Raw genomic sequence first — 22368 nt, forward strand, 5'->3', positions numbered from 1 at the left:
GTCGCCGCGCTCGGCTCAGCCGAGGCGGCGACGTACTACGTCGACAGCGACGACGGCCACGACGACGCGACGCGCAACGGCGGCCTCCTCGAGCCTTGGCGCACGATTACCTACGCCCTCTCGCGCGTAAGCGGCGAGAACACTTTTATGTGCCGGGGGACGTTTGAGGAGGAGGTTACCGTAGGAGAAGACGATGCCGGTAGCGAGTTCGTCGGGAACCCGGAGGCGACGTTAGTTGGGGGGGTCTTCTGCGAAAATTATTACGACGGCGGCGTAGGGGCATTCCGCATATACGGTTTTGCGCGGGGCGGGGCGCAAGCAGAGCTGTTCTTGAGTAATTGCCATTTTAACTATCCGGGCGGTACGGCTTTGGCCGCGGGCCCTTATAGCGGCCGGTTACGGACGTATTATTGCGTTATAGAGGATTGCCGTTATGCGGTTCGCCAGACTTTCGAGTTTGGAAGTTTGTATTTTTCGGATTGTATTATTTCGAATTGCGAAGGCGGCATATCTGCTTCCGGCGAGTTTTTTGCTACCGTAACCGGATGTAGCTTTTTCAACGTAAAAGGTTACGCGGTTGATTTAGGCATATTCTACGACCGGGGTGAGGTATGCAGTTGCGAATTCTACGGCTGTGGAACCGGCGTAGGATTGCGGGGACCCAGGGGTCCTTACTACGGCTGCCACCTTTCCGTACACGATTCCGTTTTCAGCGATAACGATTTGGGCATATCCGCGGGTTGTACTCCTAAGCCGGATCGTTACATCGTCGTATATAATAACGACGCGATCGACAACCGCGGCAACGGCGTCGAGGTTTGGGGCGAGGCTAAATTAAGGGGTAATACCGTCAGGGGTAACGGTGCCCACGGCGTCTATATTCCCGAAGATAGGCCGGACCTCGGGACCCCCGGCGACCCCGGCGGCAATACCTTCGCGGGCAATAAGTCCGGCTACGACGTTTACAACGCCTCGCCGGAGAATATCCCGGCCTACGGCAACGCCTGGGACCCGCAGTCGGAGCAAGAGATGGAGGGCAAGACCTGGCAGGAGGTCAACGTCACCCGCATCTACGACCACTGGGACGACCCGAACGTCGGGTACGTTATGTGGAGCAAGCCGATGGTGGGCGTCGCGCCGGCGTCGCTGGGGCGAATCAAGGCGTCGTTTAAGGATGCGCCGACGTCCGGGCAGGCGGGGCCGGCGTCGAAGGCCCTTGGCCGTTAAACGACCTAACTAAGTAACGCCGGCCTGCGGGCCGGCTTTTTTTGTTCCGAATGAAAACCGCTTACTCGAGATAATACCCCCCCACGCACGCCAGCGCCCACCGCGGCTCTCCGGTCTCTAAATCGGTAACGATGTACACGTCCAAATACCTGAACAGGACGTCGCTGTCGAGCGGCGGCAGGCGCTCCAGGCGGGCGCTCACGACCGCCAAGCCGCGCTCGTAGTCGGCGGCATCGAGCTCGAGCTCGGCCTCGGCCGCGTCGGCGACGATTTTATATTTTCTATTATAGGGTTTGTGGACCTCGCCCGTAATTAAATCGAGCTTTATCTTTTTTATGTCCTTGCGCAGCGCGGCGAGGGTACTCCGCACTTTTTCCTCGTCCAAAACAGGTCGCCCCAACGTCTCCAATTTATCGGGCCGTAGTATGTAGGCGTATTCGTACAGGTCGTCCGCGGCGACGAGGCCCCGCGCCCGGGCGAAGCCGCCGGGCTCGTCCGTCGGCGCGTCGGCGGGCAGTACGTCCAGATAGAAATATCGCACGTCGAACGGCGCTTCCGTCAGGACGTTTTTTTCGCCCGCGTCCGGTTCTTTAATTGAGCACAAGAGGACGGCGCCGCCGGCCAGGCCGCCGCGCTGCCACTTCCCGGCGACTACGGCCAGGTCGCCCGGGCGATAAGCGTCGTCCGTTGCAGCTTCCACCGTTCTGAAAGGGTACGGGTCCGACCAGAGGTAAAGCGGGATTTCGCCGTCGCTCCCCGCGCGAACGGCGGCCGGGGTGGCCGCCAACGCGAGAGAAATCATAATAATTCGTGTTAACGTTTTAGCGGCGTTCATAACACCAGGGCCAAGAGCGCCTTTTGGGCGTGGAGGCGGTTCTCGGCCTCGTCCCATATCGCGCTCTGCGGCCCCCGGGCGACGTCTTCCGTTATCTCCTCGCCGTAGTGGGCGGGGAGGCAGTGGAGGACGATGGCGTCGGGGGCGGCGGCCGCGACCATATCCGCGTCGACGGTGAACCCGGCGAAGGCTTGCTTCTTTTGGGCCGCGACGTCTTCTTCGCCCATGCTGGCCCACACGTCGGCGTAGAGTACGTCGGCGCCGTTCGCCGCGGCGAGGTCGTTGGTGACGGCGATTACGGCGCCGGAGCGGTCGGCGAGTTCTTGGGCCCGCGACGCTATTCCCGCGTCGGCCTCGAAGCCGGGCGGCGTGACGACCGTAACGTTGAGGCCCGTTATGGCGCCGCCCAGCATCAGCGAGTTGGCGACGTTGTTGCCGTCGCCGACGTACACCAGCGTACGGCCGTCTAACCGGCCGAGGCGCTCGCGTACCGTCATAAGGTCGGCGAGTACCTGGCAGGGGTGCAGCAGGTCCGACAGGCCGTTGATTACCGGGACGTCGCCGTATTCCGCCAGGCCCTCGACGATGTCGTGGCCGAAGACCCGCGCCGCGATGCCGTGGACGTACCGCGAGAGGACCGTCGCGACGTCGGCTATGGACTCGCGTTTACCGACGCCGACTTCGTCCGGGCCCAGGTACAACGCGTCGCCGCCCAGCTCGTGCATCGCGACGTCGAAGGATACGCGCGTTCGGAGCGACGGCTTCTGGAAAAGGAGGGCGAGCGTTTTGCCGGCGTGGATGTCGCGACGGACGCCGGCGGCGCGCTCCCGTTTGAGCTCCTCCGCCAGCTCGAGTATGGCGTTTATTTCGTCGGCCGTGAAGTCGGCGAGCGACAAAAAGGACCTGCCGCTTAAATCTACCTTCATTTGACGGGGCTCCCTACGTGCGCCGCGGTGCGTTAAGCGTTGTTTCCGCCGGGAGGCGCCGGCGCGAAGACGTACCGTTTCTTGTCGTCCAGCGAAACGCTCCCGACCGGATTATCTATTTCGTGAGGCAGGAATAGCAAAGCCCGTCGCCGCACCGCGCGGCGCAGGAGGGTCTTCTTCGCCTCCAACGTGGTCAGCGGGTGAAGGTCGTAGGCGGTGGCGTACGCCGGCGGGATGTAGGCCGCGGTCGGTATGATATCCGCGGGGAAGTATCCCACCCGGCGCCGGGAGGCGACGCGAACGACCTGGTGCGCGGTGGTGTGGCCGCCGGTGACGACCAGCGAGACGTTTTTGGTTACGTACTGGTCCCCCTCCAGAAGTCTTAGGCGCCCGGCTTCCTTCAACAGTAGGAAGTCTTCCGGTTGGTACCCGCCGCGCGTTCTCTCGTTGGGGCGGGTGGCGTCGAGCCAGTCACGGCGCTGCGCGAAGTACGTAGCCTTGGGAAACGTGATGCGGAGGACGCCGTCTTCGTCTATCGTCGTCGCGCCGCCGGCGTGGTCGAAGTGGAGGTGGGTAAGGATTACCACGTCGACGTCGTCGGGGGCGACGCCGACCTTGTCCAACTCCTCGAGCAGCGCGCCGTCCTTTTTGACGGCGTAGACGTCGCGCCACTTGGCGTTGAGCTTGTTGCCCAGGCCGGTGTCGACGAGGACGTTGCGCCGTTTGGATTGGATCAGATAGCAGTTGACGGCCAGCGGGACCCGCCCCCGCCGGTCCGGCTTGGCGTGCTTCGACCATACGGGCTTGGGGACGATGCCGAAGATGGCGCCGGCGTCGGTCCAGTACACCGCGTCCCGCAACAGGTAAACCTTTACGTCTCCTACCTGGTAGTACGTCACGTTAACCTTCTATCGCCGCCGGCGTCCGGTTGGCCAGCGTGCCGCATGCCGCGTGTACCGCGGCGCCGCGCGGCCGTCGGACCGTAAGCGCCATCGGCCCCCGCGCCACCTCCGCCAGGAACGCGGCCAGCCTTTCTTCGCCCGGCGCCTTGTACGGCGCCCCCGGCCACTCGTTGAACGGGATTACGTTTATCTTGCACGGTATCTGCCGCGTGAAAGCGACCAGCGCCCGGGCGTGGCGGCGGTCGTCGTTTACGCCGTCGCACAGGACGTATTCGAAGGTAAGGCGGCGGCGCGTACGCCGCGCGTAATACTTACAAGCCCGGCCTAGGTCGTCGAGCGGGTAACGGGCGGCCCGCGGCATAAGGCGGTCGTGCGTCTCCTGAATCGCGCTGTTCAACGAGACCGCGAGCTTGACCGACGGCCCCTGGTCCGCCCATTTAACGACCTTGTCGGGGATGCCGACGGTGGATACCGTTATGCGTCGGCTCCCGACGTCGAAGTGTTCCCGCAAAAGGCCCACGGCCTCGGCCACGTTTCCGGAGTTGGCCAACGGCTCGCCCTGGCCCATAAGGACGGCGTTGCGGATGCGCGACCCGGGATGGCGGCTTTGGATGAGGGCGAATTGGGCGAAGATTTCGTAGGCCGTCAGGTCGCGGCGGAACGGGAGGGCCCCGGTGGCGCATATGCGGCAATCGAACTGACAACCCGCCTGGCACGAAAGGCAGGCCGCGTCGTGGTCGCCGCCGGACATGTACACGGCCTCTACCCGGGCGCCGTCCCGCAACTCCAATAAATACTTTACGGTGCCGTCGTCGTCGGCCGCCTCGTCGCGCACGGCGGGCCGGGGGATGTAGAACGCTCGCGCGAGCGATTCGCGGAAGGCCGCCGGCAGGTCCGTCATCTCGTCGAACGTCGCCGCGGCCCGGGGAAATAGCCACTGCTCGAGCTGGCCCGCGCGGTACGGCGGTTCCCCCGCGGCGCTTACGAAGGCCGCGCGTTCGGCCCCGCTCAAGGCCGTTACGTCTCTCGAATTATCCCCTGCCATAGCGCCGTTACGGGCGTTAGGCCAACTCGCCTTTGTCCATGATGACCGCGCCGTCGGCCTCCACCGTAGGTTCGAAGACCAACATATCCTGGTGATACGAACACGAGTTCACGCCGTCCATAAAGCGGTTTTCGCCCAGGGCGAGGTGTATGGTGCCGGTCATCTTCTCGTCCGTGAGGACGGAACCGTACGCTTCGACCACGGCGGGGTTGAGCCCCACGCCGAACTCGCCCAGCCGCATAGTATCGCCGTGGCCGGCGTCGACGAAGTCGGCGAAGACGTCGAATCCCTCTTTGGCTTCTACGGCTTTAGCGTCGCCGTTTTCGAACTCCAGGACGAGGTCCCGGATGCGGTTGCCCTGGATGAAAGCGCGGTCGAGGATTACGCGGCCGTTTACGCTATCCTCCAGCGGCGCGCAGTACACTTCGCCGGCCGGGACGTTGGCGATTAGCGGGCCGTTGTCGTCGCCGGGGTAACCCAGGATACCGTCGTCGATGAACACCTTGCGGCCTGATATTGAAAAAGCGAGGTCGGTTCCCTTCTTCGATTTTATCGATATGCGTTTTACGTCGCCGAGCTTGTCGCGGACGCTGTGGGCGCGTTTCCTTATCGTCGCCGGCGGTACTTCTACCGCGCGCCAGAAGAGCAGGTGGTATTTTTGGAAGTCTATGCCGAAGAAGTTCGCCTGTTCGACGGTGGGGAAATCGGTCACTATTACGCGCCGCTCTTTGGTGAAGTACATGACGTCCATCACGGCCTTGGTCCGCTTTTGAACCAACGTGGCCCGCTCCGGCAACAGCTGGCGGCTGAGGAGAGGATTGCGCCAGTTGGAGTCTATTTTGACGACGACGTCGGAGTTGCGTATCAGCTCGATTAAGTGAGGCGGCGCCTCGGCCAGTACTTCGGGAGGGGTTTCGTTTTCGACCCGCAGCCGGAACTCGTCGTTGGCGGCGAGGATAAGGGGATGGGCGCCCACGCGCGCGCATTCGGTACCTATTAGTTCGGCGTAATATTGGGCGTCGGCGCGGGCGCGGATGAGCACTCTCTCGCCGGAACGGACGCGGGCGTTGTCGTGTACGATATGGCGCGCAATAGTGGCGAAGTCTGGTTTATACATTCTTCCTTTTCTCCGTTCTAATTAAAACGTAGATTTAGTTGTCCTCGTAAAATACGTCCGCGCCGCGGAGGTGCTTTCCGTTATTAAGTCCGCCTCGGCGGCCGGAACCGACTTACGGCGGTTTACTTTTTAAGCTCGAGGACCGTTATATTCCCGTTGGAGTACAGGTCTATCGCCGCCGATGCGGCCAGGCTTTCGCGGCATATATCCCCGGCGGCGAGGTCCGTATGCTTGAGCAGGACGCGGGCTGCGGCGAGGGCGTACGGGCCGCCCGAACCGAGCGCGATTATCCCGTCGTCCGGCTCGAGGACGTCTCCGGCGCCCGTTATGAGGTACGAATGTTCGGCGTCTACCGCGGCGATCAGCGCGTCGAGTTGGCGGAGCATCTTGTCGGTACGCCAGGTCTTCGCGAGCTCTACCGCCGCCTTGGGGAGGTTGGCCGGGTGGGCTTTCAGCTTTTCCTCCAGCCGTTCGAACAGCGCCAGCGCGTCGGCGGTAGCGCCGGCGAAGCCGCACAGGACCTTGCCGTCCAACATCTCACGGACTTTCACCGCGCCCGTCTTGAGTATCGTGTCGCCGACCGTGACCTGGCCGTCCGCGCCCATCGCGACGGCCTCGCCGCGCCGAACCGAGATAACCGTCGTACCGTGCGCTTTTTTCATGGTTGGCGGTCGCCTTTTATTATTCATATGTAAAAATTCATTCGACGCAGCGCGTACGTTTACCGGGGCCGGGTCGCACTTTAACCTTGGCCTCGCGGCGCCGTCCGTCGTCCGATTCGGAAAAGACGCGATAGTCGAAAAAGAGTTCGCCTCCCCGGTCGCCGAACTCGCCGAGCGTTACGTCGTTCGGTCGGGTATTATACATAAAACTACCCGCCGTTAAAATGTTTTTCTAGCCGCCCCGGCTTTTTTCGTCGTCGCGTTTTCCCCGCGTTCCCGCGTGCGGGTGGTAGCGGTCGTAGACCTCGCGGAGGCGGCTGGCGGAAACGTGGGCGTAAATAGCCGTCGTCGCGACGCTTTCGTGGCCCAAGAGCTCGCGAATGGTTTCGAGGTCGGCGCCGGCGTCGAGCATATGCGTCGCGAAGGTATGGCGCCAGGTGTGGGGGCCGACGCCCGGGCCGCCGGCACGGGCGACGACGCGGTGCACGCTCCGCTCGGACAGCCGCTTGCCGCGGTGGTTCAGGAACAACTTCCGCTCGCCGGCGGCTGGGAGCAATTTATCGCGATTGGTTAGGTACTCCGCTACGGCGGCCGCGGCCTTCGCGCCCGTCGGCACGACCCGCATCTTGTCGCCTTTGCCCACTACGGTTACCAGTTCCCGCTCGACGTCGACGTCGCCCGGCTCTAACGCGGCAAGCTCGCCCACGCGGATGCCGGCGCCGTAAAGGAGCTCCATAATGGCCCAATCGCGCACCGCGCGCGCCGCGGCCTTTTCGCGCGCCCGCTCGTCCTTGAACCGGCTCGAGCCGGGCGTTCGCGCCCGGCGTTCGGCGTGGTCGAGGACGGCCGCGGCCTCGTCGACTTTGAGGTAGTTAGGGAGGGCGCTCGGGAATTTGGGCGTACGCAGCGCTTCCGCGGGGTTGTCCTTCAAAAGCCCCATATGCCTTAAATATTTATAGAAACGGCGGAGCGAGGCGAGCTTACGTGCCAGCGAGCGCGGGGAGACGCCGGCTTCGCGGAGGTATACCAGGAAGTGGCGGAGGTCCAGCGTCGCGAGGGCCGTTACGTCGCGGCCGGGGTCGTATTCCGCGGCGAACGCCGCCAGCTGTTTGAGGTCGCCGGCGTAGCCGCGTACGGTATGCGGCGACGCGCGCTCGACGTCGGCGAGGTACGAGAGGAAGGCGGCGATTTCTTCTTCGGCCATAACGTCACGTTTTTTTGCGCCGCGGCAGGAAGATGCGGTTTTCGGGAATGTCGAAACGCGCGACCATCCGCAACGGGTAATCGACGTTGAAGAGCTCATTACGACCGTGGGCGTCGGAGCCGACCGCGAACGTAAGGCCCATCTCGACCCCCAGTTCGATTTGTTTGGGGCCCGGGACGGCCCACCGGCCGTTTATTTCGACGGCGACGCCGCGCGCCGAGGCCGCGGCCCAAAGCTCGCCGCACCGCTGCTCGTTCCAGAAATCGTCGTAACGGTGGCTCAACGGGGCCGGGAGGTAGGTGGGGTGCGCGATTACGTCGAGCGGGTCCTCTAAGAAGGCTTTGAGCGTTAACTCCAGGTACGCCGTTAAGAACGCGTCCTCGTCGTCGGGGGGGTTCGTTCCCCAAAAGAAATATCTTTCGCCGCCGACGGCGACGGCGTGAACGCCGCCCAGGAGGTAGTCGAGTTCGGCCAGCCTGTCGTCGTCTACCGGTATCTCCTCGCCGATGCAGTACTCGGCCCCCAGCAAGAGGTCGTGTTCGCGAACGTCGGCGACGTAGTCGTCGAAGGCCCCGGCTTCGAACATCTTGTGATAGGGCGACAGGTGGTCGCAAATGCCGGCGACGACTTTGGCCCGGCGCGCGCGCCGCGCGACTTCGGCGACGGTGAGCGGGCTATCCGAGTGGACCGTGTGTATGTGGAGGTCGATTTTTTGCATGAACGCGCGAAGGCCGACGGCCGGATTACCCGGCCGGCGCGGTTTCTTATCTCGTACCCGGGTCGCTGTAAAGGGCTGCGGGATTTGCGAAACCGGGGAGGGGCCGGCTGTCGGCCGGTTCGCCGGTATTCCCTATCAATTTCGCGACGGCGAATTTATACCCGTCAGCGACCCATAGCGACATGTCTACGGGGTTGGCCGCGAGCGCGTTGGGCCGCGGGTAGTCTTTGTCGTTCACCCAGCGTAAGGTGCCGTCGCCTTTGAGCGATACGATTTTACCGGCTTCCGCGTCGGCGCCGAAGCAGAAACCGGAACGCGGATTGACGGCGACGGCGCCGGGGTTCTCGAGTGCGCGCGATTCAGCGACGACTTCCCCCGAAGGTTTTATTTTAACGATGCGCCCGTTCCCGGTGTCGGCTATCCACAGGAAGCCGTAGCCGTCGTCGAACGCCAGCGATTGGGGGGTTTTATATCCGTAGAAAGTTACTATGGGTCGTGCCCAGCGGTCGCAGCGTACGACCGAGTTCGCGCAGGCGACGTACACCTCGCCCCGCCGGCCGTCGACGGCGACGGCCGACGGTTTTTGCAAACCGTCGAGGACGGCGCGAACGGTCCCCTCTTCAGATAATTTATAAATTTTGCCTTGGGCGCGGTCCGCTACCCAGACGGCGTCTTCTTTGGGGAAGTACGCGAGCGACACGGGCTCGCCGAAGCCGTAGAGCGTCTTTTCGACGACGCCGCGGGAGCTGAGGCGGAAGACGCGGCCGCCGTCGGCGTCCGCCGCCCAGCAGTAACCTTTGTAGGAGTCGAAGACGACGGCGACCGGGCGGCCGAGGTCCGTCGAGGAGGCGACGGTGGCGGAGCACTCCTTATTGATTTTTAGGACGCGGCCGGTGCTTTCGTCCGCCACCCACGTCGTCCCGGGGTCGGACGTTTCCCGACTAACGGTAACGGGGGCGCAAGCGGCGTTTATCAAAACGACCGCGGCCGCCGTTACCGCCGCGCGACAGGCGATTTTCGCTTCCATGTAGTTTAAAATAACATACCCGGCCTGTTATATCAATTGAGAACGCTGGGTTTACGCTCGGCCGCCGGCGACCGGCCTGGGCCGGAGCGTTTTTAGGGCGCGTTCGGCTTGCGCTGGGGGCCCGGCCGTTGTATATTTAACTTGTCGCGACGCGTTACGGCCGCGGGGGCCGAACTGAAAGTCCAGCTTGCTTCGGTAGAGTAACCTTACGTGTCGAAGGGGTTAGTTATGTTGCGGGTAATCGCCGCTACGGTTTTGGCCGCTGTCCTTTGCGCGACGTGCAGCGAAGACGTGAGCGGCCCGGGCGAGCCGCCGGGTTCGTACTGGCCGGCTCGGGATAAAACTTTTTGGCGGATGGAAGGCCGGTGGCGCGACCTTTCGGGAAAAAACGCGGGCGGCCCTATCGCGATCGAAACCGTGATCGCGGGGACCGCGTACGACGCCCAGGGTAGGCCGGTGAAGATATGGCGCTCGCGCGAGACCGACGGGGATTATTACGTCCGCGTCGCCGGCGACGAGGTTTGGTCCAACTGGACCGAGGCCAACCCCAAGGCGGCTTATTACCTTTGGCTGAAATTACCGCCCGCCGACGGCCAATACTGGGAAGACGATAAGCACCGCGTTTCGGTCAGGGGCCCTTTCGAGCTCAGCGTGCCCTTCGGGGACTTCGGCGACGTCTACCGGGCCCGCTACGATTACGTCCGAGAGCCCGGGCGTTACGAGGTCTGGTGGTACGCCGCCGGCGTCGGCTGCATCAAATACGAGCACTACCTCCCCGGCGAGAAACACGAGCTGGTGGATTTGGTCGATTTCAAGGCCGGGGGATAAGGCTCGTCGCGGGTAAACGTTAAGGCGGGCTCGCGGGCCGCCGGCCGGTACGGCTGCTCGAGATAAAAGTCGACAAACATCTACCTTCGGCCGCAATTTGCCTCGTAATCGCCGCCGCGGCGGCGTTCGTAATTTTAGTGCATACGCGGCGCGGCCCAACTCACGCCACGGAGGAAGCGGTCTCGGCCGTGGTCGGGAAGATATGCGTGGTACCCGTAGGCGAGGTCGCCGAAAGCGACCTCGCGTTCGCGCGCGACGTCGTCGAGGCGTCGTTCGGCCGGGAGACCTTGGTCTGCGAGCCGCTTCCGCTCCAAGATGAATATTATTACCCCGCAAGGGGGCAATACGGCGCGAACGGTTTCCTCCGCTACGTGGAGGTCAACGCGCCGCGCGGCGCGTACCGGGCGGTGGGGATTACGGCCCGGGACATCTTCGCCGGGGATTTGAACTTCCTCTTCGGGATAGGCCGGTGCCCGGGGAAATGCGCCGTCGTGTCGACGTACCGCTTCGGCTTCTATTGCGCTACCCCGGAGCGGAGGATGGTCCGCTTCGCGAAGCTGCTCGTGCACGAGACGGGCCACACCTTCGGCCTGCTCCACTGCCGCCAACCCCCGTGCGTAATGAGGTTCGCGGACGGGTACGAAACGCTGGACGACACCAGGTTGGCGATGTGCGCGCGGTGCGAACGGAGCCTCTGCGCCGTGACGGCCTTGGACGCCGGCGAACGCCGCAAGAACCTCGACGGAGTTTTTGCGAAGTACGGCCTTTGGGAAGAAGCGGGGGGTGCCGAGGGGCTCGAGCCGCCGCCCGCGCCCGCCGACCTCACGCCCGCGAAGTCGCTGCCGCGAACTCTTCTTGGCGCCTACGCCGGATTAATAACGCATGTGGATGCGGATTACGAGGAATTTTTGGAATAGAGCGAATTTGGCGTCGTCGTAGCTCACGCGTTCCGTCGTTCCGCCGGGGTCGTTCGAGGCGCCGTACCCCTCCGTCGGGACCTTGAAGAAGTTACGGTCCAATACGCCGTTCGCGTTTTCGTCGTGGAGGACCGCGACGGCGTAAGTGCCGTACGGGAGGTCCGTGAAGTCGGCTCGAGCTTCATAGTCCCGGATTTCTACGCGGGCGACCTCGCGCGCTTTCGCGGCTTCCTCCGGAAAACCGTCGCTCGCGTCGAACAGGGCGACGCGGGCTTCGCCGGCCTCGCTCCGGAAGCCCTCCGCGAAGACGGTAATTTCGCCCCGCGACGCCGTGAGCTGGGCGGGCGTTACGCCGACGGCTAATAGTAGAATTACGAAGGCCGGTACCGCGCGTTTCATTAGCTGGTGCCTCCCCTTTTCGGGCCGGACATCAGGCTTGTAGCTTCGCGTTTTCCCTTTTACGGGCCGGGGATTATTCGTATAATAATATCGTTGGCGTAAAATATAAAGGAGGCCGAACCATGAAAAAAGTTTTGGCGCTGGCCGTGGCCGTCGCGTTATCCGGCGCGGCGTTCGGCGGCGAGGTAGTCGTCGGCAAGAAGGAGTTCAATTTAAACATCCCGTTTTGCGGGTCTTGAGGGCCGCAGTACCGGGTCCAGGTATTGGTCCTCAAAAGTGAATTGAACTTCGCCGGCCCCGTCACGCGCGTCGAATACGAATCGTACGGTACGTATGCCGCGGGCTATTTTTACGAATTCGAGATGAAGCTCTGCCATACGCCGCTGGCCGCGCTGACGACGAACTTCAACGCTAATTACGGCGGCAACACGCCGACGCTGGTCGCGACGTTGAACCCTTTCACGATCAACGCCAGAAAGGATGAGTGGTTCGGCGTAGCGTGCACGATGCCGTTCGCCTACAACAACCGCGACAATTTAATCGTCGAGGTCCGCTGGCGCAACCCGACGCTCACGACGAAGGTCGAGGTCTGGGGGTACGTTGCCGCCTCGAGCCGCCTCCTCATACATAAGGAGTATAGCGCGACCGAAGGCCAGCTCTCGACCAAGACGGACCGCTTGCGCGTAACGTTCAGCGGCGCGCCGGTGATGCCCACTTCCCTCGGGCGGATCAAAACGGTACTCCTCTAAAAGGTTTTAGAACAGCTCGTAGGGGTCGACGTCGACCTTGACGGTCGTCGGGCCCTTGCGTCGGACGAGCGCGGCGAGTTCCCCGGCCGCGCTTTCTATTTCCCCCAACTCTCCTTTAACCAATATTTGGAGGCGGCGTTCGCCTCTCGCCCGGGCCACCGGCGCCGGCACCGGGCCCAGGACCGTCGCCCCGGGCCCGAATATCCCCCGAAGCCGCGCGGCGGTCTCGTCCGCCTTCGCCCCGCCGGCATCCTTGCGTTCGACCACGACGACGTTGACGAGGTGGGTATACGGCGGGAGCTCGAGGCGGCGCCGGAAAGCGAGCTCGCGTTCGGCGAACGCGTCGTAGTCGTCGGCCGCGGCGGCCGCGACGGCGTAATGGTCTGGGTGGAAGGTCTGGATTACGACGCGGCGGCTCGCGGCCGAGGGCTCCAACATCCGCCTTATGGTGCGGTACGTCCGCTCGGAGGCGCGGAAATCGGGCAGGTTCATAGCGGTATCGGCGTTGGCGAGGGCGGCGAACGTGAGGTCCGCGTAGTCTAGGGCCCGGAGCGCCATCTGCGTTCCCGCGACGACGTCGTACCCGCCGGCGGCGAAGGCTTCCCAGAACGGCCGCACCCGGGCGGGCGTCCTCAGCGCGTCCGAGTCGACGCGGGCCACGCGCGCGTCGGGCAGGAGCAGCCGGATTTCCGCGGCCAGCTTCTCGGTCCCGAAGCCCACGCCGGCGAGCTTCTCCTTGCCGCAGTACGGGCAGCGGCGGGGGAGCGGCTCCCGCCGCATGCAATAGTGGCACCGCAGGACTTCTTCGTCCTTGTGGTACGTGAACGCGACGTCGCACCGGTCGCAAGCCAGCGACCTACCGCACGCGCCGCAATATATATGCGGGACGTAGCCCCGCCGATTGACGACTACCAACGCGCGTTCGCCGGCCGCGAGCGCATCTTGTATACCGTGGGCCAAAACCCTCGAGAGGATGACGGGCCCTTCGTTCGCCACTACTTCCGACATATCGACCAGCGTTAATTCGGCCTCTCGGGCCTCGGCCGGCAGCCGCCGCCGGCGGACCTCGCCCGATAGCACGCGGGCGTACGTCTCGAGGGCGGGCGCGCCGGCGGTCATCACGAGGGATGCGTCTGCGGCCCGGGTCGTGCTTACGTCGCGAGCGTTGTAGTACGGTGCTCGCTCCCATTGCTTGTACGCGTTATCGGCTTCGTCGGTTACGATTACGGCGGCGTCGCGCGGCAGCGGCAGGAAGAGCGCGGAACGCGTGCCGACGACGCGGGTGACGGTCCCGCGCCGGCACCGCCGGAAGACTTCCCATCTCGCCGCGGCCGACATCTCCGAGTAATAGGAGGCGAAGGGTTCTCCCCGGATATCCTCGCACTTTCGTCGGGCCGCGGGTACGCGGTACATTTCCGGGACGAGGACGAGGACCGAGCTCGCGCCTACGTCGCGCGTTACGGCGAGCGCTTCCTCCAGCCGCAAGCCGCCGTCCCCGCCGGTTATAATAACGGCGCCGGCGTCGGGCGGTTGCCCGGGCGGCGATTTCGAGGCCAGCCCTAGCACCGCCCGGCGCGCGCGCAGAAGGCGGCGGAGAGCGTTCCGTTCTTTGGCGTTCGCCCAAAAGCGGGCCGCCGGCACGGGCCCGCTCGCCGCGGCGGCGACGACGGCCGCGCCGAGTTTGCCGAGCTTCTTGTCGTCTGTTGCCGCGGCATAGACCAGAAGGTCGTCCAAGGGGGGCCGGGTAGCGTACGGTTCGACGGCGAGGACGTTTTTTTCGCGGAGGAGCCGCACGACGTCGCCCCGGCCTACGGCTTTGGCGCCGAGCCACCCGGCGCCCCACACGTCGGCGGCCAGCTCGCGCTCCTCTTCGCTGAACCGGCTCAGCTCGGGGGCGGCGGCGAACTCGGCCGTCAATACGAGCACGTCGTCGCGCTTCAAGTCGAGCGGGACCGGCAGCGCGACCGCGGCCGTCTCGCCGACGGAGGCCGCGTAGCGGCGCGAGACGTACGCGAGCAATTCCCACAGGAAAGGCGGGAAAATAGGCTCGTAATCTATTACCCTCGTGACGGTTTTGATTTTTACGTGGGGGGCGGGGCGGGTTGGAGACCGGCCTGCGAGGCCCACCGCCGGTTTATTACCCAATTCGACTTCGACGCGGGTTCCGGGGAGCGGCGCGTCGTCTCCCTCCAGGCGGTAGGTGAGGGGCCCGAAGGGAGGACGCGTGAAGTGAACGTCGATAAATTTTTCGTGCGCCAACGGTTAATAATAACATAAAGCCGGGCGGCGTGTAGTCGACCGCCCGGCCAAGTGATCGCGTTGCCGGTTTTAATCTTCGTCGTTCGGGTTTTTACGGAAGTCGGCCTCGAACGTGAAACGTCCCGCGACGAATTCTTCCAGGGCGATCATCGTAGCTTTCTCGTCCTCGAGTTTTTCCTCGTATTTCGGGTATTCTTCGAGTATTTGGCGGGCCCTGCTCGCGATGGCGAGGACCGTCGCGAAGTCGTTGGGGGAATTCTCGAAAACTTTCTCGATCATATTTTGTTCGTCCGATTCCATAGCGTGGTAACCTCTACCTCTTATGCGGGTTAACCTGGGGACGAGCGACTATTCCCGGCTTTCGCCGGCGGGCGGCGCGGCCTCTTCCGGCTCCGGCGTTTCTCTCGCGTCCTCTTCGCCGCCCTCGGGCCCCGGTAAACCGGCCGGCCACGTCAAGTTCTCTTCGCCCATGTGTTCTATCATCCAGCGCGCCGACGACGCGTATTCGGAGTCGGGGTGCGAGGACAGTAAAGCCCGGAATTTATCTTTGGCGATGGGGTAGTCGTTCAACTCTTCGGAGTATAGGAAGCCGGCCATGAACAACGCCTTGTCGGCGCCGTCGCGGTCGGGAAAGCGCTCGACGAATTTCTCGTATCCCTGAATCGCGACGATGGGGGTCGCCGCCCCCTCCGCTTCGGCCATAAGTTCGTCCGGGCTCATATCGTCGTACGTCCGGGCCCAATCGAAGCGTTCCACCTTGTATTCTCTTTCCAAGTCGGCGAAGGCCTGGTCGAAGTATTCGCGACGCCGGTCGTCGAGGAGCTTCGAGAATATGCGGTCTCGCACTTCGTCGAATTCCATCTGGCGGAAGTCGCGGCGCCGGTCAACCTTGAATACGTGGAAGCCGTCGTCCAGCTCGAACGGGCCGACGACGTCGTTCTCGGCCGCGGCGAAGAGGACCTTCTCTATTTCCTCGTTTTGCCCTATTCCCTGAATGTAGCCGCCGGGGCGGACCCAGCCGAGCAGGCCGCCGTTGTTCATCGTCGCCGAGTCGGTGGAGTACAACTTGACCAGCGACTCGAAGTCTTCGCCCGCGCGCGCCCGCCGAAGCATCTCGCGCGCCTCCGCCGCCGTCTTCACGACGATCTGGCGGGCGAGGACGCCCTCCTCGATGACGTATTCGTCGCGGTGAGCGTTGAAGTAATCGCGGGCGTCGCTTTCCGGCAGGAGTATCCGGTCCCGTATGCGGTACTTTACCTGGTCCAGCGGCGTATACGTCTCTTCGGTGCGTTCGTCCACCAGGAAGATATGGTAGCCGCGATCGCTGGGCGTCACGGCGGAGGGTTTTCCGGGTTCCAGGCCGAAGACGACCTCGCGGAAGTTTTCGCAGTTGCCCACCTGGAACGGCGTGAGGTCTTCCTTGACTTCGCCGATAAGGCCGCCCTGGTGCGCCGTATACTCATCCTTCGATACTTCGGCCGCTACCGCGCCGAAGTCTTCGCCGGCCGCCAACCGCGCGAGGACCGCTTCGGCCTCCGCGGTGCTATCCACTAAGATATGGCGCAGCTGTACGCGGGAAGGCTCGAGGAATTCGCTTTTGTGCGCCTCGTAGTAGCGCGTGACCTCTTCGTCCGGGACGCCGAGGGTTTCGGCGATATAGCGTTGGAAATACGTCGACGCCAGGATGCGGATGCGTGCGTCCTCGATATCGCGTTTGACGCCCGGGTCCTTATGGAGTTTAACGCGCTCGGCCTCCGCGACGAGTATTTTATTCTTGATCCAGATGTCCAGGAGCATCTTGCGGCCTTCGGGGTTATCGTAGGTGCGCCGCTCCAGCGGGTCCATCAGCTCGAGCATCTCGTCGAGGTCGCCCTCGGTAATTTTCTCGCCCCCGACGGCGGCCACGACCGCGTCGGGCGACCGGCCTTCCTCGGTCCCGGTGGCGATTTTGCCCGCGGCTACCGTCGCGAAAGCCGCCAGCGTGAACGCGAGTAACCTCTTCCAATTTTTTGCACGCGCCATGTCTGCACCACCCGTTAGCCGTAAAGGCTTAATCTTTGTCCTTGGTCGAATTTTTTTTACCGCCGCCGGCGCTCGCGGCCTCGCGGTCCTTTTCCGCCGCCTTTTTGTAGGATTCGCTTCGGTGGTCGGTAGTATAAAAGCCGGAGCCTTTGTAGATGACGCCGGCGCCGGCGCTTATGAGGCGGTGGCAGCGGGCGCCGCATTCCGGGCACTTGGCCCGGTGTTCGGCGGTAATCGATTCGAACTTCTCGGACTTGCAGCCGCACTTGGGACATTCGTATTCGTACGTAGGCATAATTTTGGGAGGGTTTAACCCCAGGGGTCCGGGCGCGTAGACTCGGCCAGCTTCTCGGGGGGCACGAGTTTCTTCGAGGCCGCGACCCAGTATCGGTTGGGGATTAGAACGAGCGCCGCGGTCAGCAAAAACAGGACCGCGACGACGAGGCGGTAAACGATCTTCGATTCGTTCGCCATAAACGTGTTAAGTTTTTAAGTGGATTAGCGGGTATTTTAACATATTCGCCGTTACGAAGCAAGAACATATATGCGCTAATTTGGCGACACGTAATAGGTTTTCGACCGAAACCAGTTGATATTCAAAGATTTAGGGCAACGCTACGAAAAACCGTCGTTTTTATGCCTAGGGTACCGTTTTAGTCATATATATTAGTCTTTGCGTCCCGTTTTGTCGTAGTAATAATTTTGCCCGGTAAAGGCCGACGAAAAATTAAGCCGGCCTGCGGGCCGGCTTTTTTGTTTTGCATTGGGGAAGCGTGCTACCGGTACAACGTTTTGACGCGGCCGAGAGAGGTTGGCGCGACGCCGATGCCCTCGAGCGTTATGCGCATGTGGTGGAGGTAGTTCATTAACTCGCCCTGGTTCGGGTAGCCGTGTTGGGGTTGGCCGTACCGGATAGAGGAGTAGAGGCCGCGCGACATGATTTTGGTGATGTACGTGGGGGCCGCGGCCTCGCCCTCGTCCTCCTCCCACCAGACTTCTATTATAAAGTTATCGGTACCGTTGTACGCGAAGGGCGCGTCGAAGGCCCAGCCGAACCACGATTCCGCCGGGGGTTTGACGTAGTGCGAGCTCCGATAGAACACGCGCAGGGGCGTGTTGCCGCCGTAATTAGTTTGGAAGGTATTCGTAAGCGCGTTGAGGTTCGTGTGGCATAATTTTACTCGGAAATCTTTATATGTCCCCCCGACTATACTACCGTTCGCGTGCCATTCCACCTTCGTGATCGAACCGGCGGGCACGGCGTCGCTTTGAAGAACCAGGTCCTGGGTCCTCACGGCGCTGTAGTCTCAACACCCGTAAAATGGAAACCCCTCGATACTTTGGGTCCCGCCCACGATAACTTGGACCGCGAAGGCCGGGGCGGCGGCCAGAATACAGGTAAAGGTAACCGCAAGTCTTCGCATGGGGGCGCCTCCTTTCAACGGCTGGACGGTTACGGCTCAATTATTTATTTCGAATAATATAGTAACTATAACTCGCGGCCGCGTCAAGGCCGTTCGGGGGGATTTAATACCGGCCTCATCGGTCCTACCGGCTCGCGGTTTCACTGCAAACCGTCTATAAGAGGCCGTATTCCTTTAATAGCGCCTCGTCCCTTAAGATTGCGCGCGTCGGCCCGGCCCCAACTACCTTTCCCGCGGCGAGGACCGCGACCCCGGCGCATAACTTTTTTACGAACGCCAGGTCGTGGCTCGCGATTATTTTGGTGCCGCCGAGCGAGGCCAGCAGTTCGGCCAGTTCGCGGCGGCCGCGGCCGTCGAGGTTCGCCGTCGGCTCGTCGAGCGCCAGTACCTCGGGCCGCAACGCCAGCGCCGCAGCCAACGACGCGCGCCGCCGCTCCCCCAGCGACATATGATGGGGCGACCGTTTCTCGTAACCTTCCAGACCCGTAGCGGCCAGCGCCTCCCGTACGCGCGCGGCCACTTCGTCCTCGGGCAACCCCAGGTTCCGCGGGCCGAAGGCGACGTCGTCGCCGAGGCGGGGCATGAAGAGCATGTCGTCCGGGTCCTGGAAGACGAGGCCGACGCGGCGGCGTATCTGTTTGACGTTGCCCCGCGTTATCCGTTCCCCGAATATCTCCACCGCAGCGCCGCCGTTCAATATGCCGTTGAGGTGCAACATCAGCGTCGACTTGCCGGCGCCGTTGGCGCCGATGACGCCGACCGTCGCGCCCTCCTCGACCGTTAAATCCACGCCGGCCAGGGCCGCGGTCCCGTCGGGGTAGGCGTATTTGAGGTTCCGGATTTTTACGGCGATGGTCATATCTTGTTTAAATCATACCCGCGGCTCAGCATCGCGGCCCAGACGCGTTCGGCGCGCTCGTAGCTGCGGACGAAGAGGGCGGCCACCGCGGGCCCGAGCGTACGGAACTGCGCGAGCCTGCGCCGGCCGAAGTACCGCGACGCCCACGCCCGCTGCAGGTGCTCGATTTCTTCCACCAGTATGAATATGTAGCGGTAGGTGAACGAGAGCAACGATAAGAAAAATACCGGAACGCGGAACCAGGCCAGCCCCTTCAATAGCGATTGAAACGGCGTCGTCGCGAGAAGGAGAACGACGTACGCCAGCGAGAGGTAGGCCTTGAGGATTACCGTCGCGTATAGCCGTAGGCCGGCGTCGGTAATTACCGCGGCGCGGCCGTATAGGGGCCATTGCCACAGGGCCCGGCCTTCCGTCGTGAAGGGGAGGAATATCCCTATTATAAGGGCGAAGGGGAGAACGACGGCCGCCCGGCGGAAGACGTAGAAGAAGGGGAGGCGCGAGAATACGACCGCGGCGACGACCAGGCCCGCGGCGGCGCCGCCGAGCCACGCCGGCGGCGTCCGTAATAGATTCATGCCGAGGAGGACCGCGGCCACGGCGACGATTTTTACCCGGGGCTCGAGCCGATGGAGCGGGCCGCCGCGGTCGCTGTATTTATCCAAGAAATCGTGTCTCATTTATCGCGGCGCCTGCGCAGCGCCGCCGCCAGGCCGAACGCGACGGCGAACGTCAGGAGCGTGCCGACCGCTCCCGCCGCCGCGGTCGCCCAACCTTCGCTCCCGACGCCGGGGAAAGCGTAGTCCGGAACCGGCGACGAGACGAGGGGTTCGCCTTCGCCCCGGCCCGGGAAACCATTGTCTTCGGCCACGCGCTCCAGGCCGTCGAGCCGGCTCGAGGCGAACGGCGCGACGGCGACGCCCAGTAGCAAGGCGACGGCCAGGGCCACCCACGTAAACGTCTTCACTGCGCCCCGCCTCCCCGGGCGAGCTCCAGCAGGTCCGGCCTACTGACTCGGACCGCGGCCAACGCGGCGGCGGTGATTACGCCCTCGCCGAGGCCTATTACCGCGTGTACGCCGACCATCGCCGGGAGGACGACGGCCAGCGGCGTCGTTCCCGATACGGCGAGTTCCAACGCGCACGCCGTCGCCGCCGCCACTACGGCGAGCCAGGCCCCCGCGAAGGACCCGGCGAACCGGCCGGCCTCGGTTCGCCACACGCGCCGTATCAGGCGGTACAGGCCGTAGCCCACGAACGGCGCGACGACGGCCATATTAAACACGTTGGCGCCGAGCGCCAGGATGCCGCCGTCGCCGAACGCCAGCGCCTGGATGACGAGCACCAGCGTCATTACCAGCACGCCGGCCCAGGGCCCCAGCAAGACCGCGGCCAATGCGCCGCCGCAGAAGTGGCCCGACGTCCCGCCGGCGACGGGGAAGTTGAGCATCTGCGCGGCGAAGATGAAGGCCGCGAGCACCGCCATCAGCGGCACCGCGCGTTCGTTCAATACGCGGCGGACGCGCGCGGCGGCAACGGCGACGAAGCCGGCGCCGACGACGTCGAGCGCGACGAACGTCTTCGCGTCCAGGAAACCGTCCGGTATGTGCATCGCTTATTAAGGATAACACATATTTCAATATCGTGCTACTAAACCGCAAAAAAATAACCGGCGCCCGTCAAGGTAATTCTTTACCGGCGGCCACGAGGGTGAGCTTGCCGTGCTTGACGCCGCGGGCGCCGATGAGTCGGCCCGCCAGGGCCCGGATCTCGTTTGCTTTTCCGCGGACGACGAGGACTTCGAGGCAGCGGCGCCGCTCGAGGTGGACGTGAAGGGTGGAGACGACGACGCCGGCGTGTTTGTGCTGGACGTCGGTGAGTTTCTCCTGGAGGTCGGGGACGTGATGGTCGTAAACCAGCGTGACGGTCCCGACCGCCGGGCCTCGCCCCGCCTTCCACGCCTCCTCCGCCAGGTAGTCCCGGATAAGGTCGCGGATGGCCTCCGAGCGGGAGGCGTATCCCTTGCGGCCTATCAAACGGTCGAACTCGCGCAGGAGCTCTTCCGCCAGCGAAACGCCGAAACGGCTAATTTTAGACATATCTACGAAGTCGCCGCGCTTAGAAACGTGTTTCTAAAACTTGCTCCAGAATAATAGATTATACAAGAGGGCCTGGGTTACGTTCAAGGCCAAGATTATCGCCGGCGCTCGAGCGGCCGTGCCCCGCTCGCGGCTGAGCCGCATAAGCTCCGCCGCCGCGGGTACGACGAACATCGGGACGAGGAACGCGCCCACCCTCTCCATCTCGCCCAACACGAGCCCCGAGAAGTTGAACGCCAGGAACGCCGCCGCGAAACAGAGGGTTACGGTTCCGTAAAAGGACCGCCGCACCTCCTTATCGGCGACGGCTCGGAATAATCCCCGCGCGTATAGCACCGCGGTGGGGACGCCCATCGAGGCCGCCAGCGTGAACAAGTTGGCGAATACGTAAACGCCGTACTCCCGGTGCCCGGCGCCCGGCGGTTCGAAGCCGGGTAGGCCGAGGGTCCTTCCGATAATTTTAACTACGTCGTCGCCGGCGGCGTGTATTCTTTGGGCTTCGGCGAAGCACCGCTTGAAGACGGCGACGTGGTCGTAGCCGCTCACGAGTTGGAAGGCGGCGAGCGCCGCCAAGGCGACCGCGGCCGCCGCGACCCACCACCCGAGCGAGCGGAGCCACCCGCGACCCCTAATCGCCGCGGCCAGCGCGAACGCGCCCAGGATGGGTATCAGCGCCGCCAGTACGTACGACGTCGTCAGCGCCACCGCCAAAACGACGCCCGCCGCCGCCGCCCAGGGCCAGGGCCTCTTCGTCGTGGCCGCCCGGAGGCCGAAAGTCATAATAGCCGTCGCCAGCAAGCAATTAAGGCCGTCGGGTTCCGAGCCGAATATTAATAATATCGGCGCGGTGGCCAGCAGGGCCGCGGCCCAGGAACTTCGGCCCTTGTCGGTTATGGCTCGCGCGCCGTAATATAGTACCGGGATGCTGGCGGCGGCGATTACCATAAACGCGAGAGCGAGGGCGTATGTATTGCCGCCGAGTACGCGGTCCAGGCCGCCGAGCAGCCAGTAGACGAAGGCGGGGCGGACGCGGCAATGGGCGTGGACGTATACGAGCTCCGTAACGCGTGTGACGTCGACGAGCGGATGGGGCAGGCTTAGTATGTTGCGGGCGTCCTCGACGAAGCGCTCGACCCAGACGAGCGGCAAGTTG

Annotated in this window: 27 protein-coding genes; 4 read left to right on the top strand and 23 right to left on the bottom strand. The window is 63.5% G+C overall.

Annotated features, from left to right (window positions below):
* Window positions 1–1227: right-handed parallel beta-helix repeat-containing protein (locus VMX79_03105; protein HUV86078.1), on the top strand; the 1227-nt coding region annotated here is incomplete at its 5' end.
* Window positions 1228–1288: 61 nt separating this feature from the next.
* On the opposite strand, the gene VMX79_03110 is transcribed toward VMX79_03105, so the two are convergent.
* From VMX79_03110 to VMX79_03155, 10 genes are all read right to left on the bottom strand, one after another.
* Window positions 1289–2029 carry a hypothetical protein gene (locus VMX79_03110; protein HUV86079.1) on the bottom strand — a complete coding sequence of 247 codons (741 nt, stop codon included), beginning with the start codon at window positions 2027–2029 and terminating at the stop codon, window positions 1289–1291.
* 29 nt (window positions 2030–2058) lie between these two features.
* Window positions 2059–2988, bottom strand: a complete 930-nt coding sequence (gene argF / locus VMX79_03115; protein HUV86080.1) for an ornithine carbamoyltransferase — start codon at window positions 2986–2988, stop codon at window positions 2059–2061.
* 32 nt (window positions 2989–3020) lie between these two features.
* A complete protein-coding gene (locus VMX79_03120; GenBank protein ID HUV86081.1) occupies window positions 3021–3887 on the bottom strand; it encodes an MBL fold metallo-hydrolase in 867 nt (288 codons plus the stop codon).
* Window position 3888: 1 nt separating this feature from the next.
* Window positions 3889–4935: a 23S rRNA (adenine(2503)-C(2))-methyltransferase RlmN gene (rlmN, locus tag VMX79_03125; protein ID HUV86082.1), complete on the bottom strand. Its 1047-nt coding sequence runs from the start codon at window positions 4933–4935 to the stop codon at window positions 3889–3891.
* Window positions 4936–4951: 16 nt separating this feature from the next.
* Window positions 4952–6052 (bottom strand): aminopeptidase, encoded by a 1101-nt coding sequence (locus VMX79_03130; protein ID HUV86083.1) that lies wholly within the window; start codon window positions 6050–6052, stop codon window positions 4952–4954.
* A gap of 122 nt (window positions 6053–6174) precedes the next feature.
* Window positions 6175–6714 carry an ATP-dependent protease subunit HslV gene (gene hslV, locus VMX79_03135; protein ID HUV86084.1) on the bottom strand — a complete coding sequence of 180 codons (540 nt, stop codon included), beginning with the start codon at window positions 6712–6714 and terminating at the stop codon, window positions 6175–6177.
* 37 nt (window positions 6715–6751) lie between these two features.
* Entirely contained in the window at window positions 6752–6919 is a 168-nt protein-coding gene (locus tag VMX79_03140) for a hypothetical protein (protein ID HUV86085.1), read from the bottom strand.
* 27 nt (window positions 6920–6946) lie between these two features.
* Window positions 6947–7918, bottom strand: coding sequence for a tyrosine recombinase XerC (locus VMX79_03145; GenBank protein ID HUV86086.1), 972 nt, complete (start codon window positions 7916–7918; stop codon window positions 6947–6949).
* 4 nt (window positions 7919–7922) lie between these two features.
* Entirely contained in the window at window positions 7923–8636 is a 714-nt protein-coding gene (locus tag VMX79_03150; GenBank protein ID HUV86087.1) for a PHP domain-containing protein, read from the bottom strand.
* Window positions 8637–8682: 46 nt separating this feature from the next.
* Window positions 8683–9663: a hypothetical protein gene (locus VMX79_03155; GenBank protein ID HUV86088.1), complete on the bottom strand. Its 981-nt coding sequence runs from the start codon at window positions 9661–9663 to the stop codon at window positions 8683–8685.
* Window positions 9664–9891: 228 nt separating this feature from the next.
* On the opposite strand from VMX79_03155, the gene VMX79_03160 reads away from it, so the two are divergent.
* A complete protein-coding gene (locus VMX79_03160; GenBank protein HUV86089.1) occupies window positions 9892–10491 on the top strand; it encodes a hypothetical protein in 600 nt (199 codons plus the stop codon).
* Between the two features lie 137 nt (window positions 10492–10628).
* Window positions 10629–11408, top strand: coding sequence for a hypothetical protein (locus VMX79_03165; protein ID HUV86090.1), 780 nt, complete (start codon window positions 10629–10631; stop codon window positions 11406–11408).
* Here VMX79_03165 and VMX79_03170 read toward each other — a convergent pair.
* The gene (locus tag VMX79_03170; protein ID HUV86091.1) at window positions 11364–11807 is read right to left on the bottom strand and encodes a DUF2141 domain-containing protein; all 444 of its coding nucleotides are present in this window, start codon (window positions 11805–11807) and stop codon (window positions 11364–11366) included. The two genes, VMX79_03165 and VMX79_03170, sit on opposite strands and share 45 nt — an antisense overlap.
* 263 nt (window positions 11808–12070) lie before the next feature.
* Between VMX79_03170 and VMX79_03175 the strand changes: the two genes are divergently transcribed.
* On the top strand, window positions 12071–12556 hold the full coding sequence (locus tag VMX79_03175; protein HUV86092.1) for a hypothetical protein: 486 nt from the start codon (window positions 12071–12073) through the stop codon (window positions 12554–12556).
* A gap of 6 nt (window positions 12557–12562) precedes the next feature.
* Here the strand turns inward: VMX79_03175 and priA are convergent, their stop codons facing one another.
* From priA to VMX79_03235, 12 genes are all read right to left on the bottom strand, one after another.
* Window positions 12563–14815, bottom strand: coding sequence for a primosomal protein N' (gene priA / locus VMX79_03180; GenBank protein ID HUV86093.1), 2253 nt, complete (start codon window positions 14813–14815; stop codon window positions 12563–12565).
* Window positions 14816–14884: 69 nt separating this feature from the next.
* The gene (locus tag VMX79_03185) at window positions 14885–15094 is read right to left on the bottom strand and encodes a DNA-directed RNA polymerase subunit omega (protein HUV86094.1); all 210 of its coding nucleotides are present in this window, start codon (window positions 15092–15094) and stop codon (window positions 14885–14887) included.
* Between the two features lie 69 nt (window positions 15095–15163).
* On the bottom strand, window positions 15164–16837 hold the full coding sequence (locus VMX79_03190) for a peptidyl-prolyl cis-trans isomerase (GenBank protein ID HUV86095.1): 1674 nt from the start codon (window positions 16835–16837) through the stop codon (window positions 15164–15166).
* A 28-nt stretch (window positions 16838–16865) separates the two neighbouring features.
* Window positions 16866–17132 carry an FmdB family zinc ribbon protein gene (locus VMX79_03195; protein ID HUV86096.1) on the bottom strand — a complete coding sequence of 89 codons (267 nt, stop codon included), beginning with the start codon at window positions 17130–17132 and terminating at the stop codon, window positions 16866–16868.
* Window positions 17133–17146: 14 nt separating this feature from the next.
* Entirely contained in the window at window positions 17147–17311 is a 165-nt protein-coding gene (locus VMX79_03200; protein ID HUV86097.1) for a hypothetical protein, read from the bottom strand.
* Window positions 17312–17613: 302 nt separating this feature from the next.
* Window positions 17614–18132 (bottom strand): hypothetical protein, encoded by a 519-nt coding sequence (locus VMX79_03205; protein ID HUV86098.1) that lies wholly within the window; start codon window positions 18130–18132, stop codon window positions 17614–17616.
* Window positions 18133–18415: 283 nt separating this feature from the next.
* The gene (locus tag VMX79_03210) at window positions 18416–19120 is read right to left on the bottom strand and encodes an ABC transporter ATP-binding protein (GenBank protein ID HUV86099.1); all 705 of its coding nucleotides are present in this window, start codon (window positions 19118–19120) and stop codon (window positions 18416–18418) included.
* Window positions 19117–19797, bottom strand: coding sequence for a cobalt ECF transporter T component CbiQ (cbiQ, locus tag VMX79_03215; protein ID HUV86100.1), 681 nt, complete (start codon window positions 19795–19797; stop codon window positions 19117–19119). Before cbiQ ends, VMX79_03210 begins: the two co-directional genes overlap by 4 nt.
* Window positions 19794–20084, bottom strand: a complete 291-nt coding sequence (locus VMX79_03220) for a PDGLE domain-containing protein (GenBank protein HUV86101.1) — start codon at window positions 20082–20084, stop codon at window positions 19794–19796. Before VMX79_03220 ends, cbiQ begins: the two co-directional genes overlap by 4 nt.
* On the bottom strand, window positions 20081–20728 hold the full coding sequence (locus VMX79_03225; protein ID HUV86102.1) for an energy-coupling factor ABC transporter permease: 648 nt from the start codon (window positions 20726–20728) through the stop codon (window positions 20081–20083). The genes VMX79_03220 and VMX79_03225 overlap by 4 nt, the downstream gene beginning before the upstream one ends.
* Before the next feature lie 67 nt (window positions 20729–20795).
* Window positions 20796–21215: a nickel-responsive transcriptional regulator NikR gene (gene nikR, locus VMX79_03230; protein ID HUV86103.1), complete on the bottom strand. Its 420-nt coding sequence runs from the start codon at window positions 21213–21215 to the stop codon at window positions 20796–20798.
* Between the two features lie 33 nt (window positions 21216–21248).
* Window positions 21249–22368: glycosyltransferase family 39 protein (locus VMX79_03235; protein HUV86104.1), on the bottom strand; the 1120-nt coding region annotated here is incomplete at its 5' end.

It is taken from the genome of bacterium (assembly GCA_035529855.1).
In the GTDB taxonomy this organism is placed as follows: Bacteria; RBG-13-66-14; B26-G2; order WVWN01; family WVWN01; genus WVWN01.